Source organism: Pseudotenacibaculum sp. MALMAid0570 (genome assembly GCF_040151415.1).
In the GTDB taxonomy this organism is placed as follows: domain Bacteria; phylum Bacteroidota; class Bacteroidia; order Flavobacteriales; family Flavobacteriaceae; genus Polaribacter.
Genome location: NZ_JBDKWF010000046.1, coordinates 20968 through 40549 on the forward strand (window position 1 = coordinate 20968; position 19582 = coordinate 40549).

Here is a 19582-nt window from a genome sequence, read left to right on the forward strand (position 1 = left end):
TTATTTTTCTGCGTTAGTTTCGATTAATCTTAAAATATCACCAAAGACTCCTCTGGCTGTGACTTCTGCTCCTGCTCCTGCTCCTTGAATTACAATGGGTTGGTTTCCATATGATTCTGTATAAATTTCAAATAGAGAATCGGATTCTTTTAAGGAACCTAAAGGAGAATTTTGAGGAACTGACACTAATTTCACTTCAAGTTTTGCTCCATGATCGTCTGAAAGGTTTCCTGAAAGATCTCCTATATATCTTAGTACATGATTTTCTTTTTGATCTTGTTTTATTAGTTGATATTTATTATTCATTTTACCTAAAGATTCTAGAAACTCTTTTCTATTGATCGTTTGCAAAGGTTTGGGAATCAAATTTTGAATTTCTACATCATCAATCTCATTGTGCAAATCTAATTCTCTAGCTAAAATCAATAGTTTTCTTGCTACATCGTTTCCACATAAATCCTCTCTAGGGTCTGGCTCTGTAAATCCTTTATCTATAGCTTCTTGAAGCACTTCTGAAAAAGATTTTTCTTCTTCAGAAAAACTGTTGAACAAATAACTTAAAGATCCTGAAAAAACACCTCTAATTCGTGTAATGTTTTCACCTGAAAGATGTAAAAGTTTAATTGTATCTATTAAAGGTAACCCTGCGCCAACATTGGTTTCATACAGATATCTTTTTTGATGTTTCTGAAGATTGTTTCTTAATTCACGATAGAAGTCTAATTCTATTGTATTGGCAATTTTATTTGAAGAAACTAGATCAAAACCATTCTCAATAAGTTGATCATACTGGGTTACAAATTTTTTACTCGCAGTATTATCTATAGCGATTAAATTTTCTAAGTGATGTTCATTGGCAAATTGAATGACATCTTGAATCTGATATAAGTTTCCTTCTTTTTCAAGTGCTTCTTTCCAATCTTTGGTTACTCCGTTTTCATTAAGCAATACCTTTTTTGAGTTGGCTATGGCAAAAATACTAAGCTTTACTCCTTTTCTTTTTTCAATCTCTTTGGCTGAAGAAATTATTTGATTGATTAGAGTTCCACCTACCAATCCATGTCCAAATACAGCAAGGTTTATTTTTTTTGAAATCCCAAAAATATCGCCATGTAATACGTTTAATGCTTTGTGTAATTGTGCTTTTTTAACAACCAAACTCACATTTCTTCCCGTTACCGCATTGTTAAACAAAAGTGGTACAATTTGGTTTTTAATTAAGGCGTTATAAGGCTTATGAAATGTGCTTAAATCTTGCCCTACAATAGAAATCACTGCAACATCATTTACAATTTCTATTGCGCTTACATCTCTAGTTTGCAAATCGTTTTCAAATTCTTTTTCTAAAGCTTTTACAGCGGCTTCTGCTTTTTGTTTGTCTATAATCAGTCCAATACCTCTTTCGGAAGAACCTTGAGATATAATGCTTACACTAATATTATGCGAACTTAAAGCTTTAAATATTCTAGCATCTACACCAATTTTTCCTAAGAGACCTCTTCCTTCTAAATGAAGTAACGCTACAAGATCTAATACTGAAAGTGATTTAGCAGCGCCCATCCTTTTTGGTTTCGATTTGATTAAAGTTCCACTATCTTTTGGATTGAATGTGTTTAATATGCGTAGAGGAATATTCTTTTCTATTAAGGGAATCATTGTTTTTGCATGTAAAACTGAAGCTCCAAAATTGGCAAGCTCATTAGCTTCATTAAAAGATAATTCTTCAATTTTTTCAGCATCTTTTACTAGATCTGGATTGGCTGTATAAATTCCGTTAACATGTGTGTAGTTCTGTAGTTCTTCAGCATCTATATAATTGGCTAACAAAGATGCGGTATAATTACTTCCGTTTCTTCCTAAAGTAGTTGTTTCATTTTTAATATTGGATGCAATAAATCCAGAAACTATGTTTACTGTATTGCCATTAAACTGTTTAAAGTGATTGAGAACATTTTCTCTGGAGAGTTTAGAAATAGGTTGTGCATCTCCAAAATTTTCATCCGTTTTTATTAATGTCCTCGCATCTGTTGCATTAGCTTTAATATTATTCTCTCTTAGCAGTTGTTCTATAAGTTTTATGGACAACAACTCTCCTTGAGCCAATACTTCGTCTTTTATTTTTTTACTATAATCTCCTAATAAGTTTACCCCTTCAAATAGTTTATCTAAAATTGAGAATTCTTTAGAGAAATTAACTTTATCAGATTCTGCAGATTGGTATTCTTTAAAGGATTCTAATTGTTCTTTAAAGGATTCATTCTTTGCTGCTTTTTCTAAAATAGACTCTAATTCGTCTGTTGCATTCCCTCTTGCGGAGACAACAACTGCTAAGTTTTCTCCTTGAATTACTTTTTCTTTGATAATAGAAACTACTCTTTGTATTCCCTTTCCGTTTGCTAAAGATTTGCCTCCAAACTTCAACACTTTTACTTTCTTGTTTTTGGCATTAGGGTTGAATATTTTGTCTACTATTTTCTGTAATTGCTTATATTCTATTAAAAAGGCATCATGCCCATGTACAGAATCAATCTCATTGTATGTAACATTAGGATGGGTTAATGCCAATTGTTTGTGTGTTTCTCTATTTTCTTCAGCAGTGAAAAACAAATCAGAATTAACACCTATAATATGAATTTCTGCCTCAACACTATCCAATAGTTTTAGGCTGTTTTTCCTTCCTTTGGTTACATCAATTGTTTTGAGTAATTGATTCATCAACTTATAGGCAGATAACTGAAATCGTTCTTGTAATTTTTCGCCATGATGCAGTAGCCAACTTTCTACATTGAATATCTTTAACTCTTCATTTTTAGATCGTTGAAATCGTTCTTTAAAAGATTCTGGAGTTCTATAACATAGCATTGCATGCATTCTTGCGTCATGAACAGGGTTCTTTGAGTTAATTAAAAATTGTTCTTGTATTTGACAATTAGCAATTAACCAATCTGTAGATTTCCAGTCTGTAGCTACCGGAATAAGGTGTTTGGTTATTTGAGGTTTCAGTACAGCCATTTCCCATGCAATTCCTCCTCCTAATGATCCTCCAATTAGAGCAAAAAGTTGTTCTATTTGTAATTTTTGAAGTCCTTTTAAAAATATACGTGCTATATCTCTAGCAACAAAGTCTTTATAGTTTTCAATGGTATATCCATCATAACCATTTCCCGGGATATTAAAAGAAAGTATTGTATATTTTTGAGTATCAATAACTTTATCACTGCCTATAAGTTCTTTCCACCATCCGTTATCTCCAGAAACATTACTATTACCTGTTAATGCATGATTGACCAAAACCACAGGAGCTGTTCCAATCTTTTTACCAAAAAACTGATAGCTTAACGGTAGTCTAGAAAACGTATAACCATTTTCGGTTGTAAAGTTTTCAATTTCTAATAAAAGAAGGTCTTTATTAAAACCTTTTAGATTGTTCATTTTTCTTTTTTTAAATGAATGAATTCATCAATTTTTAAAAAGTCAACATCCAACCTTAGGATTGGGTATAGAAAAATGTTAAAAAGAAATACAAATATGCAGGAAGCACATTCGCTTTAGTTATCTATCCATAAGATTCTGAATTCAATTCAGAACTAAGGTAGAATTTAGCACCTTCTTTGAAATTTTAAATAGTTTTTAAAACATTCAAAGGGTTGCTAAGGCTTCAAAGGGTCTAATCCCTCCACCTTTCTTGATAACACTTCAATAAGTTATTGAACTTTTCGAACACAAATATTCAGTCAGAAAAAATTAATATCCAAATGTTTTTTTATTTTTTTTATTTATTTAACGATAATTTGATTTTTGTTTATTTTCTCTTATAAAGGTTTTTCAATTCGGATTTAATTGGTAATTTTGTCGCCAGTTTGGAGGAAAAATTTGACTGATTGCAACCTCGAGTACTGTACTTGTTTCAGTACCTAGTTAAGAAAAACTAGATTCTGAAATGAATTTCAGAATAATAAAAATGCTAAAGCAGTAATTCATTACTTCTTTAGGCTATCAATCAGACTTACTTTTCTCTTTTTATAATTTTAAAAGATATATTATGTCGTATTTATTTACTTCTGAATCTGTATCAGAAGGACATCCAGATAAGGTTTCAGATCAAATATCGGATGCATTGATTGACAATTTTTTAGCATTTGATGCTGATTCTAAAGTTGCTTGTGAAACTTTGGTGACAACTGGTCAAGTTGTATTAGCAGGTGAAGTAAAATCTAAAACATATTTAGATGTTCAGAAAATTGCTAGAGATGTAATTAACAAAATTGGATATACTAAGAGTGAGTATATGTTTGATGGAAATTCTTGTGGTGTATTGTCTGCAATTCACGAACAATCTCCAGATATTAACCAAGGAGTTGAAAGAGCTTCTAAAGAAGAACAAGGTGCTGGTGATCAAGGAATGATGTTTGGTTATGCAACAGATGAAACCGAAAACTATATGCCTTTAGCATTAGAGCTTTCTCATCGTTTATTAATTGAATTAGCAGAACTTAGAAGAGAAAACAAAGACATTACTTACTTAAGACCAGATGCAAAGTCTCAAGTAACTATTGAATATTCTGATGACAATGTTCCACAAAGAATTGATGCGATTGTTGTATCTACTCAGCATGATGATTTTGATGAAGATGAAGGAGTAATGTTGGCAAAAATTAAGTCGGATATTATCAATATTTTAATTCCAAGAGTGGTTGCTAAATTACCTGCACACATACAGAAATTATTTACAGACGATATTACTTATCACATCAATCCAACTGGAATTTTTGTTATTGGTGGTCCTCATGGAGATACTGGATTAACAGGTCGTAAGATTATAGTTGACACTTACGGAGGAAAAGGAGCACACGGTGGTGGTGCATTCTCAGGAAAAGATCCTTCAAAAGTAGACAGATCTGGAGCTTATGCAACTCGTCATATTGCTAAAAATTTAGTAGCTGCTGGATTGTGTAAAGAAGTATTGGTACAAGTATCTTATGCGATTGGTGTTGCAAAACCAACAAGTATTAATGTTGAAACATATGGTACTGCAAATGTTGATATGACTGATGGAGAAATAAGCAAAGTTGTAGAGTCTATTTTTGACATGCGTCCTTATTTTATTGAGCAACGTTTGAAATTGAGAACTCCAATTTATTCAGAGACTGCTGCATACGGACATATGGGAAGAACTCCTGAAATAAAAACAGTAACGTTTTCTAATCCAATGGGAGAAACTGTATCTCAGGAAGTAGAAACATTTACTTGGGAAAAGTTAGATTATGTTGATCAAGTGAAAGAAGCTTTTCAATTATAATCTAGAGAAATATATTTAGTGTTAACTCCGTTGCAGTAGCTTCGGAGTTTTTTTATATATTAAACAATCATTTAGCTAAAAGTGAAGAAGGAAATATTTGTATACTGCATAATTGAAGAGATTTATTCTGATTATATCACCAAAGGGAAAAGATACTTTATTGTTGATGTAAAACATGACCAAGTTAAAATCAAAAATGACAATGAATATTATGTTTGGATTCCCAGCTATTGCTTCTCTTCTATAAAACCCCTTTCAATTGTCTCGATAGTAGTTGATGACAAAATTATTGACTCAAAAAAAGACTTTGTTGAAGTAACTTTCACTTTTGATGATGAAAGTAAAAGATGGGTTACATTTATGACCATACTCCATTTAAAATCTTTGTATAATGAATATAGAAATTATTTTACTAGTAGTAAGGTCATTTTTGTTGAAGAATTGATAGAAGAAGAGATATATCAAATTATCAATGATTTACATAGAAATAATGAACTAATAGAAATAAGCAATGCTCTTTAAAAGTTTATTAATTTAAGATTTTTGTTTCTCTAATTTTGCGTAAATTCTTCATTCTACTCCAAGCCAATTTATGGCGTTGCTTGTATAACCACAAACATCCTAAATCCAGTCCAAAATAAAAAAAGCTAATTCCACTTGGAGGATTGGCACTTGGTAAAAACGTGAAGTAATCAAATGCTGTCTCAGGCCATTTCCAACATTCATAACTTGTTCCTGTGATCTCTAAAAACACAATGGACAAATACATAGTTAGATAGAACAATCGTTCTCTTGGCTTCTTCCTAAGAATTAATAGTGTAGCAATGGTTAATACAAATCCAAATACATCATTTTTAAAAATTAGAAACAAAGTTGAATATACTAGAATGATTGCTATAAAGGCTTTTTCTATTTGCTTTATATGTAGTTTGGTAAAACTAGTTTTTGTAAAATACAACACTCCAATATATACCAAAGCGTGTCCCATAGGAATATAATGAGGCACATTTTCCAATCGATATGTATACATTCCTAAGGCGATTGAAAAAAGATATTCTCCTACAAAGCCAATGATTACTGCGTAAATCATTAATTCTCTAACTCTAGAGTTTACTTTCCAAAGTACAATAGAGAATATAACAACCATTAATGCATTGGCAAACCATTGTAAATCACCATAATGTTTTACAACATACTCACTGTCTATAAATAGTCCTACAAAAATATAGAGGTAAAGTATTCCTAAAGTTTTTAAGAATGCAGGCAAGAATGTTTTGGATGTAGATACACTCATGAATTGGGCTAAATAAACAAGTATTTTCTATGAGAATATCGCGCGAGCTAGTTTTTTCTTTACTCGTTTGATGATATCAGTTGGATAGGTTCGTTCTCCCATTAAAATTTGAGTCATTCCTTCTGAAATTCTATCTCCATATCTCTTAATAAGGAAGTTTCGTATCTTCTCATTATCATAAAATAATTTTGACAAACGAACTCCCACTTTTAACTCTGGCAATAAGCTTGCATTTAGTTTTTCATTATAAATCTTTTCAGATTCTTTAGAGTCAAGATTTCCTTCAATAATAGACTCAGCAGCCATAATTCCTGAAAAGATTGCATTAGAAATTCCTTCTGCAGTTAATGGATCCGCAAAACCAGCAGCGTCTCCAACTAAGAATACATTTTTCTGAACACATCCATCTGTTCTTGGCGTTACTGGAATTTGAAATCCATGCATTTCTTCGCTAATGGGTTCAGTAATTTTAAGAACATCAACCATATAATCTCTATACAGTTTTTTGAAATCAACCTTGGTTCTTCTAAAGGATGCTAATCCTATTGATAAATGATTTTTCTTTGGGAAACACCATCCGTATCCCATTGGAATTGCATCAAAATCTAATCGAACACTTTGAGATAATCTTTCAAAGTCTTCAGCATTTACTTCAACCTCATATTCTAATGCTGGTATTAGTAAACGTGTTTCTTCCCAACCAGCAATTTTAGCTGTAGGACTTAAAACACCATCTGCCGCAATGATAAATTTACTTTGTATATCTCCTTGTGAAGTGTGAAGTATATTCTCTTCACCAAATGTTATGTTTTTTAATTTATGGCCTTCAAGTAATGTGATTCCTTCCTCTTTCGCCTTATTTACTAAAAACTCATCAAAAGCATCACGCATCACCATACTAATGATAGGTTGATCTCTTTCAGAAACTTTGTGTACTCCAATTTTATCGAAATAAGCATCTACTCTAAAAAATTCTTTCTCTACAACTGGCCCAACATCAAAAGGCATTTCTCGTCTTCCTCTGTAAGCAAAACCTCCTCCACAAGTTTTATACCTTGGTAAGGTTTCTTTTTCAATAATTACAGTTGAGATTCCTTTTTCAGCGAGCTTTAATGCTGCTGAAGCTCCAGCTGGACCACTTCCTATTACAGCTACATCAAATGTTTTCATCGTTTTCGATATTGTATGTATTGTTTTTAAAAACCACAGCGAAAAATACTTTAAATATCTTTCTTACAAAAACTTTCGTGTTGTAAAATAAAAAAGCCTCGCTATCAACAATTTCGAGAGCGAGGCTTTTATTTTTTTATAGATACTGTTTACAATTGATAACGTACTCTAAAGCTTACGAATCTTGGTAAAATAAAGGTTTCATTAATTGAAAACAGAATATTGCTGGTACTAACGGAAGCTCTTGACCCAGTTGCTAATAAGTTGCTTCCTTCAATTTCATATTCCCATTTTGCATCTCTGTCTTTTCTATATGCTAAGGTAGCATTCCAGATTTTAAACTTATTCTGAATCACTCCATCTTGTTTTACTTCTGTGTAAGCGAAATCAGAGCGAACTGTAAGAGAATTCCATATATATGCATCAAAGTTTAAAGATGGTCTATGTGTAACTCCTTTAATATCTGTAGCTCTGGCACTATTACTTTGATCTGTAAAACTCACAGAATATCGTAAACTTAAATTTGGTGCCTTTCTAAAATTAGTACTTACTCTTGCATTTAATCCTTGCGAATAGCTTTCATTAACATTTTCACGAGAATTCAAGAACTGATATGTTTTACTATAATTAAAGTTACCACCAATTGAAGTTCTAATTTTATTGAATGTTTTTCCAATACGACCAAAAGCTGTGAAGGTTTCGTTATCAAACGGAGAATTTAACCTTGTACTACTTGAAACTACTGATCCTGGTTCAAAAATAATATCACTATTAATCTGATCTATTGTTTTTCTATAGTTTAAACCTCCAAAAACATTGGTGTAATTAAACAGGTTGAAACTAGAATAATTTAAGCTCAAGTTGTGTATTGTTGCATTAATCAATTCTGGATTTCCAGTGGAGAACGAACTGTAACTATTGGCTACAATTCCTCTTGCAATTTGATTTACATCAGTGAAGTTTACTTGTTGTCTATAGTTGAATCGTAAACTTTCACTATTCTTAAATTGTGCAATTAAACTAAATTCAGGCAAGAATTTCGTGAATTTATCTTCAAAAACTTCTGTTCCGTATTGTGTATTTTTAGATACGTACGAGTGAGCTGTAAATCCAGGAGTAAATGTAAAGATTCCTGATTTTAATCTATATCTCAAACCTACATAAATATCTGTAAAATTATACTCTGTATCATTTGTTATTTGTGGATCTGTAATTCCAGGAATCGTTGGATTAGGATTTAAAACATTTCCGTTATCCAATACTTGGAAAAATCTAGAATCGAAATTTTGCTTACTCAAAATAGCACCTCCAACAAAGTTCAAATTACTCTTAGAGTTTAATATATAGTAGTAATCTAATTTTGCATCTAATTGATTTGATTTTACTTTTCTATCTTGATTTAATCTATAAAACAAGTTACTTCTATCAAACCCAAGAGTTTCTGCTGTATCATCAAAACCATCTTCTAAGCCTTCTAAACTTGGATCGTCTGTTGGGTTATTGTTGGTTGGATCATTTTCTAAAGATGCAGCATAAAAAGGATCTTCATCTTGTAACAAATGCTGTACCTCTAAGGCAAAAATATTGTTCTCATTTGCCGTATAGAAATAACTTAAATTTTGATTAATCTTAAACGGTGTTGCTTTTTCTGCTTCAGCAATATCGCTTAATACTAATGAGTTTACATTGTCTGTTCTACGTTCGTTAGAAAATCTTCCTACGAAATCATAATTCATTTGATTGTTTACATTCTTTTTGTAAATAGAACTAAATTTAAACAATCCTGTATTACTGGTTTGATCTGTTATACTTTGCGTAAAATCATCTGGGATAGTTGGATCTACATAATCTCTTGTTACATTGTTCTGTTGTCCGTTACTATTGCTAGAGAAGATTAAAAATCCGCTTAAGTCTAATTTCTTATTAGGAGAATAGCTAAAGTTCAACGCAGAAAGTTTTGTTTCTATACGATTAGCGTTTCTTGCATTGGCATTTAAAAACCCTATTCCTGCACTGGCTAAATTGATGTTTGTACCATTTGATGGACTTTGACTTCTAAATCCTCCGCTAAAGTTTCTAATATCTCCCCTGTTTAGAACTACCTCTCCTATATTGTTTACATCCCCTATAACATTGATGGTATATTTGGGTGAGTAATAGAATAATTTAGGTTGTAAGAGATACAATCCTTCATTAGGAGCATCTCCTAATCCAGCAGTGATATCACCAAACCAGAAATTCTTTTTACCTTCTTTTAGTTTGATATTTAATGCAACTCTATCTTGATTGTTCTGTACTCCTCTTAACTGATTTACATCTCCGTAGTTTCTTAAAACTTGAATCTTATCTACAGCATTGGAAGGAATGTTCTTAGTAGCTAGTTTAGAATCTCCATCAAAGAAATCTTTTCCATCTACCATGACCTTTTCAACGGTCTTTCCTTCTACTTCTATCTCACCATTATCATTAATCTCTACTCCGGGTATTTTCTTCAGAACGTCTTCCAGTTTCCGTTCACTTCCATTCTTAAACGAATCTGCATTATAAATAATGGTATCTCCTTTAACTGTTACCGGCATCTTAGAAACAATATTAATCTCGTCTAAAAGATTATCATTTCCTAAAGTAACATCTTTTACCATGTCTGTATCTTTTGTAGTAAAAAACAAGTTTGCTGTTTTATAACCTACATAGCTAATTTTTAAATTATAAACCGTATTCTTTTTTAATGTTAGTTTATAGGTTCCTTTTGCATCAGTAAAGCCATAGGATGCAATTCTTTTAGCAACAGTGTCTATTGCGACAACATTTGCCATTTCTAACGGGTCACCAATGGTATCTTTTACTGTACCTGTTAGTTTAATTTGAGCACTAGAAACCCCTGTAACCAATAAAATGGCTATTAGTAATATTTTTTTCATTGTATTGTGATTAACTTATTTAGAATCTTCCTCTGCCACGGCCTCTACTTTTGAAACGCTCTCGCATTTCTTCGGTTTTCTTTTTTACAATAGCATTGTATTCTTCTCTTGTAACTTTGTCTCCTTTTTTAGGAGCTTTGATTTCCACTTTCTCTTCTGGATTGAGAACAATCTCTGTACATAACATTGTAGTTCTTCCAGCATTGAGTTCTAGTATAAGTCCTGGTAATCCCCAATGATCATCTGGTCCAGTACTTACTGGGATTTCAGGAGTGTACCATGCTGTTACTAAAATTTTTCTTTCTTTATCTTTTTGCTCTGTCTTTGTAGAGTCCTTCTTTTGATTATTTCTGTTTCTTCTAAAAACCGTCCAATCAAATTCGTTATTAACCTTTACCATGGTTGCTTTATAACAAGTATATTGACCAATCTTTTTTGTCTCAACTCCAAGTTCCCATTGCGGTGGATTCATCTTTTCGGTAACTAAAAATTTCTTCCCGAAAAACTCTAAAGACTCTATGACCTTTCCTTCTTTGGTATTTTTATAAACCGAACCTCCTGCTGAACCTCCAAATCGAAAGCCTCTTCCTCTTCCTGCTCCTGGAGCATCTAATTTTGCTTCCTCTTTAAAGTTTGATTCTGTTTGGTTGAAATCCAGCGTGTATGTTTTTTCTAAGAAATTTTTCATACGCGCCATAATTTGCTTCTTTCTTTGCTCAGACATTTGATTTCCTCCCCATGCATCTAAATCTACTGTCGTCTTTGACATATAGGTAGCTTTTCCTTGAAACCCTTTTTGAGCAAAAGTGGCAAGAGAAAAGAATAAAAGCAATAGTGTAAATACTTGTTTCATTGTTATTTGGCTTTTAGTTTTGGCAAAATTACCATTTATACTGATGTATAAGACTTAAAAAAAAGCCAAAAGTTTAATCTTTTCAAAAAAAAATTAAACAAAAACAATTTTACCCACCTATTCTTATCTCCATTTCATGACCATCACCTCTTCTACTACGAAATCTCTCCATCATTTCTTTCGCTTTCTTTCTAGAAATTTTTTCAAATTTCTCTCTACTAACGACTTTTCCTTTCTCTGGCTCTTTGATTTCTATTTTATTAGAAGGATTTAAAACGATTTCTGTACATACAATGGTTTGATCTCCATCATTTATCTCTAGAATTAAGCCTGGTAATCCTCCATAATTTCCCGGTCCATTACTTACAGGAACATCTGTTGTATACCAAGCAGTTGTTGTTCTCATTTCTTTTTTTTCTACCTCTTTAGGTTCTCCATCCACCATTTTTATTTCCATATTCTCTACTTCTCTTTCATATGTTGCTTTATAACATGTATATTGACCAATATTCTTGGTTTCGCCAGTAAGCTTCCAATCATATTTGGTCATTTCATCTTTCACTAAAAAGATTTTACCCATTAAATCTGTTTTATTGGCAATTCTATTCTCTTTAATGTTTTTATAAATGACATCATTTCCTCCTCCATTACCTACTACTTGTACAAAAACATTTCCTCCTCCAATTTGAGGTTGTGGAGAATTCAATTTCACATCTTCTTTATAGGTAGATTCTGATCTATTAAAATTTAATATGTATGTTTTTTGAAACATTTTTTTCATTTGAGCTTCTATTTGAGCTTGTAGGTCTGGATTTTGTGCTGTTTGCGTGCTATCCATTTTAAAATTTACTTTCCTATGTGTTTTATAGGTAGCTTTTCCATAAAAATCTTGTGCATAAATAGCAGCAGAAAGGAAAAAGAGTAAAATAAAAATCTTGTTTTTCATTTGTTTTAACGATTTAAGTTTAATTTTTGACGATACAAATATGTAAGACCATTTGTATTTTCTCGGTTAATGAATGTTAACGAGTGTTAACCGATTCTTTTATTTAACTGTAACTACTTACTTTTGAGGCATGAACACAAAAAAATACAATTGGATACTCTACTTAATCACAGCTACTATTGTGACAACAATAGCTGTACAATTGTATTGGAATTATAAAAACTTTCAGGAAAATAGAAAAAGAATTGCTAATGAAATTCAAATTAGCTTAGATATTGCTATTGAAGAATATTTTTCTAATCTCTCAAAAAACAATTTCTTTTCTATTGTAGCTTCTGATAGTATTTTCTTTGAAAACCATCTTTTTGGTGGCTTATGGATGGATGATTATATGAAAGAGAGAGATAGTTTAGAATATAACATCACTTTGAGTTTAAAGAATAAGTATCATGAAAATCCCAAAGAAGCACATCGAATTATAGACTCATTAATTGTAAATGATACTCTTATTGCTAAATCTTTAAAAAAGAATCGTTTGCTAACTGGTGAGACTCTTTCTATTCCATATTCAGAATCGTTTATAAGAAGAAAACTTTCAGATAGTATAAAAGTTGCTAAGGGAATTCAGTCTGTCTATATTGCTTTGACAAATGATGATATTGATTTCCCTCAATTAGATTCGCTTTTAAATCGTCAATTAACATCAAAAGGAATCTCTACAGATTATTATTTTGATTATATGGAAAGAGGTTTTTTAAGAGAAACCACGAAAAGCAAATCTGATAATTTTCAGGTTCTTAATGCTAATGCTAAATCAACTTATTTAAGACCTACTCAAGAATTAATACTATATCATTCAGACCCATCTTTGGATGCTCTTAAAAAAAGTTTAACAGGAATATTACTCTCTCTTTTGTTATCACTCACTGTTATTGGGAGTTTATTTTATCTATTAAAAATCATCAACAAACAAAAAGAATTAGCTGAGATTAAAAATGATTTGATAAGTAATATTACTCACGAATTTAAAACGCCCATTGCTACAGTTTCAACTGCAATTGAAGCTATTGAAAACTTTAATGTAATTGATGATAAAGAAAAAACGCAGAAGTATCTTTCTATGTCTTCGGTTCAATTGAAGAAACTGCATCAAATGGTAGAAAAATTATTGGAAACTGCTACATTGGATTCAGAAAAATTAATCTTGAAAAAAGAGCCTGTAGATCTTGTTGATTTAATTACTAGAATTGCTAAAAAGCATGAACTTTTAACTGATAAGAAAATCTCTTTTTCTACCAACATTTCTTCAAAGGTTTTAACAATCGATTTATTTCATTTTGAAAATGCTATATCTAATCTTATTGATAATGCCATAAAATATGGTGGTGATCAAATAGAAATTAATCTGAATGCTGTTTTAAATACTACGGAAATTTCTGTAGCCGATAATGGAAAAGGAATAGAAAAAAGTCAACAAGAAAAGATATTTGATAAATTTTACAGGATCCCTAAAGGGAACAAGCATGATGTTAAAGGATTTGGAATAGGTCTATTTTATTCTAAAAAGATTACAGAAAAACATATGGGAACTATTCATTTATCATCAAATATGAATACTACTATTTTTAAAATTATTCTTCCGGATGAATAATCATATAAAAGTTGTTTTAGCTGAAGACGAACCCAGCTTAGGTCAGATTGTTCAAGAGAGTCTTGAAACTAGAGATTTTGATGTTTTTTTAGCTCAAAACGGAGAAGAGGCATATAAACTATACAAAGAACAGAATCCAGATGTTCTGGTTTTAGATGTAATGATGCCAAAAAAAGATGGATTTACACTTGCGAAAGAGATTAGAGAAGAAGACAAACATATTCCTATTATTTTTTTAACTGCTAAATCTCAAACCAAAGACGTTTTAGATGGATTTCAACATGGTGGGAATGATTATTTGAAAAAACCTTTTTCTATGGAAGAACTCATTGTTCGTATTCATGCTCTTTTAGATAGAGTGAAATTAAGAAAGGACAATGAAAATATGAGCATTGGTGAATATACTTTTAATTATACAAAACAAAGTCTTCATTACTTAGACGAAACAGTTCTTCTGACTCATAGAGAGTCGGAGTTACTGTTTCATTTGTATGAAATGAAAAACGAGATTTTAGATAGAACATTTATTCTTAAAAAGCTTTGGGGAGATGATGATTTCTTTAACGCAAGAAGTATGGATGTGTTTATCAGTAAACTACGCAAGAAGCTTTCTAAAGACGAAAATGTGCAAATTATTAACGTTAGAGGCTTTGGCTATAAACTCACAATTTAGTAGTATAGAATTCTAAATTTTGATTACCTTTAATGCCTCTTGCCCAGCCAGCAGCTGGCAAGCTTGAACTTTAGAACACTTAATTATGCATGTAGCCATTGCCGGAAATATTGGTGCCGGAAAAACAACATTAACAAAACTATTAGCAAGACATTATAACTGGAAACCTCATTATGAATCTGTGGATGAAAATCCGTATTTGGACGATTTCTACGGCGAAATGGAGCGTTGGTCATTTAATCTTCAGGTTTATTTCTTGAACAGTAGATTCCGTCAGATTTTAGAATTAAGAAAATCTGGGAAAAAGATAATCCAAGACAGAACCATTTATGAAGATGCACACATTTTTGCACCTAACCTTCACGCAATGGGACTAATGACTAATAGAGATTTTAGTAATTATAGTTCTCTGTTTGAATTGATGGAAAATCTGGTAACTCCTCCAGATCTTCTTATTTATCTTAGGGCTGATATTTCTACCTTAGTAGGTCAAATACACAAAAGAGGTAGAGAATATGAAAACTCTATTAGTATTGATTATTTAAGCAGACTTAATGAGCGATATGAGGCTTGGATTACAACATATAAAAAAGGGAAACTTCTTATTATAGATGTAGATAATTTAGACTTTGTAGACAATCAAGAAGATTTAGGGTATATTATTGATCGAATTGACTCTCAGATCAACGGATTATTTTAAATAATAACCTTTATATAATTCAAAAGACCGCTTTTTAAGCGGTCTTTTTTTTAGCTTACGCTATTAAAATAATAGACTCCCCCGATTCTCTATTATTTTACTTTCTAATCACCATGAATGTATAAGCTAACTCTTTAATTTTCTCTTTCTCTTTCTTTATAATTTCATTACTTATAACCATTGCTAAAAAATCGAAAATCAATATTCCTTTCACAAGAGTAATATACAATGATTCTTTATCCAAAACTGTATCAATATAAAAGACAATAAAGCTCAGTAATACAAATATGGATGCTGAAACCAATATGACTTTTTTCAGCAATTCTATTTTCTTTTGTGTTTTTTGTGCCTTCATCTTTTTGTGCTTTCTATTCTTTTGACACAACTTTTTAGATGAGGTCACAAAAAAAATCAACTTTTATTCAATAATTTTTATTTGAGCATCTACAATATCCTTTATTGGAAATATCATTCTACCTTCTTCTGCATTGATTACCAGACATATATTATCTATAGATTCTATAACTCCAATTGTTTGATCTATTTTAATTTTTTGTCCTATTTGTAAGTTTTTTCGAGAATAATACCCAAAAAGTAATCTCTTAATTACGTCTGTTGAACCAATTCCAAAAGCAATAGTAAATGCCAATAATATAGAACCAAGGATTAATGAAAGGTTACTTGTTATTAAATCGGTATTAACACCAGCTTGATTTAATGCTGTTACTGAAACAATTACTGCGATTAGATAAAAAGCGATGTTTCCTACAAGGTTTCCACCAGTAAGTTCTAGAGATTTAAACATAGAGGTCAAAGCATTCTTTACCATATTAGCTATATATATACCTACACCAAATATGATAAGTGCGCTAATTAATTTTGGCAAGTAAGCAATTACATTTCCTAATTGTTCAGAGACCATTCTTAGTCCTAATAATTCAGAACCTATAATGACAAATATTAAAATGAGTATCCATTTGACTGTTTTTAAAATAATCTTTGTGGGTTCTATTTTTATTTTAGACTCACCAAAGATTTCATCGATTTTCAATTTTTCTGGAAGTCGATCTATATTAGTAAACCCGAGAGCTTTCTTAACTAGGTATAAAATTACTTTCAATAGAATCCATACTAATATTAAGAAACCAAGTCCTAATAAAAGTTTGGGTAAAAAATCTATAAAATCATTCCAAAGGTTTCTTAAAAAACTAAAATCTAAATCAGATTGTAATGCGATTAATAGTGTTTTCATGGTGTATAGTTATTAGTTAATCTTCGTTATTGTTGTCTTTATCTTCAGTTTCTTTTTCTTCTTTTTGATTTTGAGTAGCAGAAATACCATCTACAATATCTTCTATTGTTTTAGGGTACTTAACCACAAACAAATCTGCCACGTCAATAGTTAATTTAATCATGGCAACATCATTAAGTACCTTATTCCTCAAAATTTGAGGTACTTCTTCGTGATGTAATATTTTCTTAAACGGATTTTCCATACTAGAATCCTTTACAAATTTGCACTACCTTTTCTTTGGCTCTTTTCAATCTCATCTTAACTGCACTTTCACCTAAATCTAATCCTTGTGATATTTCTTTAATAGACATATCATCTTGATATTTCATTAGTAAAATCATTTTATCATTCGGATCTATCATCTCCATCGCCTTTGCCAACTGATCCGATCTAAGAGCAAATAATGTAGCGTCATCAACCTCTTCTATTGAAGCATCTTCTTTTACTTGATCTGTAACAATAGTTACTTTCTCCTTTTTCTTATTACTATTTCTTTGCACATAATTCACACAGAAATTGTAAGTAAATGAGTATAACCAAGTAGAGAATTTTGATGCTCCTTTAAAAGTTCTAAGTTTTATAAATAGTCTGATAAAAACATCATGAGTTAAATCTTCAGCTTCTTCTTTACTTTTAGAAAAACCATAACATTTATTATATACCACAGAAGCATACCGATCATAAAGAACGGCAAACAAATGAGTATCATTTGTTTTCACTATTCTAGCGACTAATTCTTCGTCGCTTAGTTTTGTTGCTTCGGGAGTTTTCAACTATAAATAAACCTTTATCTAATTGAGACACAAAGACTTTAAAAAAGTCACATTATTTTAAGAGTAATATAAGAATACTTTACGAAAAGCTTCCTTATAGAAACAGAAAAAGCCACCCTTTTCGGATGGCTTTTTTGTGAATTTTACTTCACATGAACGATAGATGTCCCCCAACCTCTATCAATTCGATACTAAATCTCAAATTATTAACATATGTTAATGCTACAAATATAGCAATAAAGCACTAAACTTCAGTATATAAACTTTATTTTTTACTATTTATTATTTCTTAAAAAAAATTCACCTTTTTGTAACATTTAGTTAAAGTCTTCCGTATAATGAAATGTAACGATAGTATTAATCCTTAATATTTTTCATAAAATACATGAGACAACTTAAAATTACAAAGCAGGTTACCAACAGAGAAACTGCATCCTTAGACAAATATTTGCAAGAAATTGGTAAAGTAGATTTAATTACTGCTGATGAAGAGGTAGAATTAGCTCAAAGAATTAAAGCAGGAGATCAAAGAGCTTTAGAGAAGTTAACAAAAGCAAATTTACGTTTTGTGGTGTCTGTTGCTAAACAGTATCAAAATCAAGGATTAACATTACCAGACTTAATTAACGAAGGAAATTTAGGTTTAATCAAAGCAGCAAAACGTTTTGATGAAACTAGAGGTTTTAAATTTATCTCTTATGCTGTATGGTGGATTCGTCAATCAATCTTACAAGCATTAGCAGAGCAATCGCGTATCGTTCGTTTACCATTAAACAAAATTGGATCTATTAATAAGATCAATAAAATGTATGCTTTCTTAGAGCAAGAAAATGAACGTCCACCAAGTGCTGAAGAGATTGCTAAAAAGTTAGACATGACGGTAAATGATGTAAAAGAATCTATGAAAAATTCTGGACGTCATGTATCTATGGATGCACCTCTTATTGAAGGGGAAGATTCTAACCTTTATGATGTATTAAATTCAGGTGAATCTCCAAATCCAGATAAAACTTTATTACATGAATCTTTACGTATAGAAATCAACAGGGCTTTAGAGACACTTACTCCTCGTGAAGCTGATGTTGTAAAATTATACTTCGGCTTAGGTGAACACCAGCCAATGACATTAGAAGAAATTGGAGAAACCTTTGATTTAACTCGTGAACGTGTACGTCAAATTAAAGAAAAAGCAATTCGTAGATTAAAACATACATCTAGAAGTAAGATTTTGATGACTTATTTAGGATAATCGTATTGTAAATATCTTATGGAAAACTCTCGAAAAATTTCGAGAGTTTTCTTTTTTATATGTCTATTTTTATACAACAAAAAACAACACAACTTACATGAGCAAATTAATTGCACCTTCTATTTTAGCCGCTGATTTTGCCAATCTTCAAAGAGATATTGAAATGGTAAATACAAGCGAGGCTGACTGGTTTCATATCGATATTATGGACGGCGTTTTTGTACCCAATATATCATTTGGAATGCCAGTTCTAAAGGCCATTTCGCAACATGCAAAAAAAACAATCGATGTTCACTTGATGATTGTAGATCCAGACAGGTATATTCAAACTTTTGCAGATTTAGGAGCAGATATTTTAACTGTTCACTATGAAGCTTGTACTCATTTACATAGAACTATTCAGGCAATAAAAGCGGCTGGTATGAAAGCCGGAGTAGCCTTAAATCCGCATACTCCTATTGCAGTATTAGAAGACATTATTAAAGATCTTGATCTTGTGTGTATTATGAGTGTAAACCCTGGATTTGGAGGACAATCTTTTATAGAGAACACGTATAAAAAAGTTAGTCAATTAAAACACTTAATTGATTTTTCAGAATCTAAATGTCAGATTGAAATAGATGGAGGTGTTACCGATCAAAATGCAAATGCATTGATAGAAGCTGGGGCTGATGTTCTAGTTGCTGGAAGTTTTGTTTTTAAAAGCGAAAATCCAACAGCCACTATTGCCAATTTAAAAACAATTATAAGCTAAAAAAT

The 19582-nt window shown here is 31.2% G+C and carries 17 protein-coding genes and 1 riboswitch; of the genes, 7 read left to right on the top strand and 10 right to left on the bottom strand.

Going from position 1 to position 19582, the window contains the following annotated elements:
• Positions 1-3432, bottom strand: coding sequence for a bifunctional aspartate kinase/homoserine dehydrogenase I (thrA, locus tag AAON49_RS04795; RefSeq protein ID WP_349553025.1), 3432 nt, complete (start codon positions 3430-3432; stop codon positions 1-3).
• A gap of 117 nt (positions 3433-3549) precedes the next feature.
• Positions 3550-3695: riboswitch (SAM riboswitch) on the bottom strand.
• Positions 3696-4042: 347 nt separating this feature from the next.
• On the opposite strand from thrA, the gene metK reads away from it, so the two are divergent.
• Both metK and AAON49_RS04805 read left to right on the top strand, forming a co-directional pair.
• Positions 4043-5299 carry a methionine adenosyltransferase gene (gene metK / locus AAON49_RS04800; RefSeq protein WP_349553027.1) on the top strand — a complete coding sequence of 419 codons (1257 nt, stop codon included), beginning with the start codon at positions 4043-4045 and terminating at the stop codon, positions 5297-5299.
• An 81-nt stretch (positions 5300-5380) separates the two neighbouring features.
• Positions 5381-5821, top strand: coding sequence for a hypothetical protein (locus AAON49_RS04805; RefSeq protein ID WP_349553029.1), 441 nt, complete (start codon positions 5381-5383; stop codon positions 5819-5821).
• A gap of 7 nt (positions 5822-5828) precedes the next feature.
• Here the strand turns inward: AAON49_RS04805 and AAON49_RS04810 are convergent, their stop codons facing one another.
• The 5 genes from AAON49_RS04810 to AAON49_RS04830 form a co-directional block, all read right to left on the bottom strand.
• Complete coding sequence (locus tag AAON49_RS04810) at positions 5829-6593, bottom strand: hypothetical protein (RefSeq protein WP_349553031.1); 765 nt, start codon at positions 6591-6593, stop codon at positions 5829-5831.
• A gap of 27 nt (positions 6594-6620) precedes the next feature.
• Complete coding sequence (locus AAON49_RS04815; RefSeq protein WP_349553032.1) at positions 6621-7763, bottom strand: geranylgeranyl reductase family protein; 1143 nt, start codon at positions 7761-7763, stop codon at positions 6621-6623.
• A gap of 149 nt (positions 7764-7912) precedes the next feature.
• Entirely contained in the window at positions 7913-10684 is a 2772-nt protein-coding gene (locus AAON49_RS04820; RefSeq protein WP_349553033.1) for a carboxypeptidase regulatory-like domain-containing protein, read from the bottom strand.
• Between the two features lie 19 nt (positions 10685-10703).
• Positions 10704-11537 (bottom strand): GLPGLI family protein, encoded by an 834-nt coding sequence (locus tag AAON49_RS04825; RefSeq protein WP_349553034.1) that lies wholly within the window; start codon positions 11535-11537, stop codon positions 10704-10706.
• 109 nt (positions 11538-11646) lie between these two features.
• Positions 11647-12483: a GLPGLI family protein gene (locus tag AAON49_RS04830; RefSeq protein ID WP_349553035.1), complete on the bottom strand. Its 837-nt coding sequence runs from the start codon at positions 12481-12483 to the stop codon at positions 11647-11649.
• A 130-nt stretch (positions 12484-12613) separates the two neighbouring features.
• Between AAON49_RS04830 and AAON49_RS04835 the strand changes: the two genes are divergently transcribed.
• The 3 genes from AAON49_RS04835 (at position 12614) to AAON49_RS04845 (ending at position 15507) form a co-directional block, all read left to right on the top strand.
• The gene (locus tag AAON49_RS04835) at positions 12614-14134 is read left to right on the top strand and encodes a sensor histidine kinase (RefSeq protein WP_349553036.1); all 1521 of its coding nucleotides are present in this window, start codon (positions 12614-12616) and stop codon (positions 14132-14134) included.
• The gene (locus AAON49_RS04840) at positions 14127-14807 is read left to right on the top strand and encodes a response regulator transcription factor (RefSeq protein WP_349553038.1); all 681 of its coding nucleotides are present in this window, start codon (positions 14127-14129) and stop codon (positions 14805-14807) included. The genes AAON49_RS04835 and AAON49_RS04840 overlap by 8 nt, the downstream gene beginning before the upstream one ends.
• Positions 14808-14892: 85 nt before the next feature.
• A complete protein-coding gene (locus tag AAON49_RS04845; RefSeq protein WP_349553039.1) occupies positions 14893-15507 on the top strand; it encodes a deoxynucleoside kinase in 615 nt (204 codons plus the stop codon).
• A 97-nt stretch (positions 15508-15604) separates the two neighbouring features.
• On the opposite strand, the gene AAON49_RS04850 is transcribed toward AAON49_RS04845, so the two are convergent.
• The 4 genes from AAON49_RS04850 to AAON49_RS04865 all read right to left on the bottom strand — a co-directional run bounded on the left by AAON49_RS04850 (position 15605) and on the right by AAON49_RS04865 (position 17574).
• Positions 15605-15862: a hypothetical protein gene (locus AAON49_RS04850; protein ID WP_349553040.1), complete on the bottom strand. Its 258-nt coding sequence runs from the start codon at positions 15860-15862 to the stop codon at positions 15605-15607.
• 63 nt (positions 15863-15925) lie between these two features.
• Positions 15926-16759, bottom strand: coding sequence for a mechanosensitive ion channel family protein (locus tag AAON49_RS04855; protein WP_349553042.1), 834 nt, complete (start codon positions 16757-16759; stop codon positions 15926-15928).
• Positions 16760-16775: 16 nt separating this feature from the next.
• A complete protein-coding gene (locus AAON49_RS04860; RefSeq protein ID WP_349553043.1) occupies positions 16776-17003 on the bottom strand; it encodes a hypothetical protein in 228 nt (75 codons plus the stop codon).
• Position 17004: 1 nt separating this feature from the next.
• A complete protein-coding gene (locus tag AAON49_RS04865) occupies positions 17005-17574 on the bottom strand; it encodes an RNA polymerase sigma factor (protein WP_349553044.1) in 570 nt (189 codons plus the stop codon).
• A 385-nt stretch (positions 17575-17959) separates the two neighbouring features.
• Between AAON49_RS04865 and AAON49_RS04870 the strand changes: the two genes are divergently transcribed.
• On the top strand, positions 17960-18823 hold the full coding sequence (locus AAON49_RS04870; RefSeq protein ID WP_028891227.1) for a sigma-70 family RNA polymerase sigma factor: 864 nt from the start codon (positions 17960-17962) through the stop codon (positions 18821-18823).
• Between the two features lie 97 nt (positions 18824-18920).
• Positions 18921-19577, top strand: a complete 657-nt coding sequence (gene rpe / locus AAON49_RS04875; RefSeq protein WP_349553045.1) for a ribulose-phosphate 3-epimerase — start codon at positions 18921-18923, stop codon at positions 19575-19577.
• Positions 19578-19582: the final 5 nt, after the last annotated feature.

What these genes read in the sequence shown, in the direction of transcription:
- thrA (WP_349553025.1), bottom strand. Translation starts at nt 3,432, where the DNA reads ATGAACAATCTAAAAGGTTTTAATAAAGACCTTCTTTTATTAGAAATT.
- metK (WP_349553027.1), top strand. Translation starts at nt 4,043, where the DNA reads ATGTCGTATTTATTTACTTCTGAATCTGTATCAGAAGGACATCCAGAT.
- AAON49_RS04810 (WP_349553031.1), bottom strand. Translation starts at nt 6,593, where the DNA reads ATGAGTGTATCTACATCCAAAACATTCTTGCCTGCATTCTTAAAAACT.
- AAON49_RS04815 (WP_349553032.1), bottom strand. Translation starts at nt 7,763, where the DNA reads ATGAAAACATTTGATGTAGCTGTAATAGGAAGTGGTCCAGCTGGAGCT.
- AAON49_RS04820 (WP_349553033.1), bottom strand. Translation starts at nt 10,684, where the DNA reads ATGAAAAAAATATTACTAATAGCCATTTTATTGGTTACAGGGGTTTCT.
- AAON49_RS04825 (WP_349553034.1), bottom strand. Translation starts at nt 11,537, where the DNA reads ATGAAACAAGTATTTACACTATTGCTTTTATTCTTTTCTCTTGCCACT.
- AAON49_RS04830 (WP_349553035.1), bottom strand. Translation starts at nt 12,483, where the DNA reads ATGAAAAACAAGATTTTTATTTTACTCTTTTTCCTTTCTGCTGCTATT.
- AAON49_RS04835 (WP_349553036.1), top strand. Translation starts at nt 12,614, where the DNA reads ATGAACACAAAAAAATACAATTGGATACTCTACTTAATCACAGCTACT.
- AAON49_RS04840 (WP_349553038.1), top strand. Translation starts at nt 14,127, where the DNA reads ATGAATAATCATATAAAAGTTGTTTTAGCTGAAGACGAACCCAGCTTA.
- AAON49_RS04845 (WP_349553039.1), top strand. Translation starts at nt 14,893, where the DNA reads ATGCATGTAGCCATTGCCGGAAATATTGGTGCCGGAAAAACAACATTA.
- AAON49_RS04850 (WP_349553040.1), bottom strand. Translation starts at nt 15,862, where the DNA reads ATGAAGGCACAAAAAACACAAAAGAAAATAGAATTGCTGAAAAAAGTC.
- AAON49_RS04855 (WP_349553042.1), bottom strand. Translation starts at nt 16,759, where the DNA reads ATGAAAACACTATTAATCGCATTACAATCTGATTTAGATTTTAGTTTT.
- AAON49_RS04860 (WP_349553043.1), bottom strand. Translation starts at nt 17,003, where the DNA reads ATGGAAAATCCGTTTAAGAAAATATTACATCACGAAGAAGTACCTCAA.
- AAON49_RS04870 (WP_028891227.1), top strand. Translation starts at nt 17,960, where the DNA reads ATGAGACAACTTAAAATTACAAAGCAGGTTACCAACAGAGAAACTGCA.
- rpe (WP_349553045.1), top strand. Translation starts at nt 18,921, where the DNA reads ATGAGCAAATTAATTGCACCTTCTATTTTAGCCGCTGATTTTGCCAAT.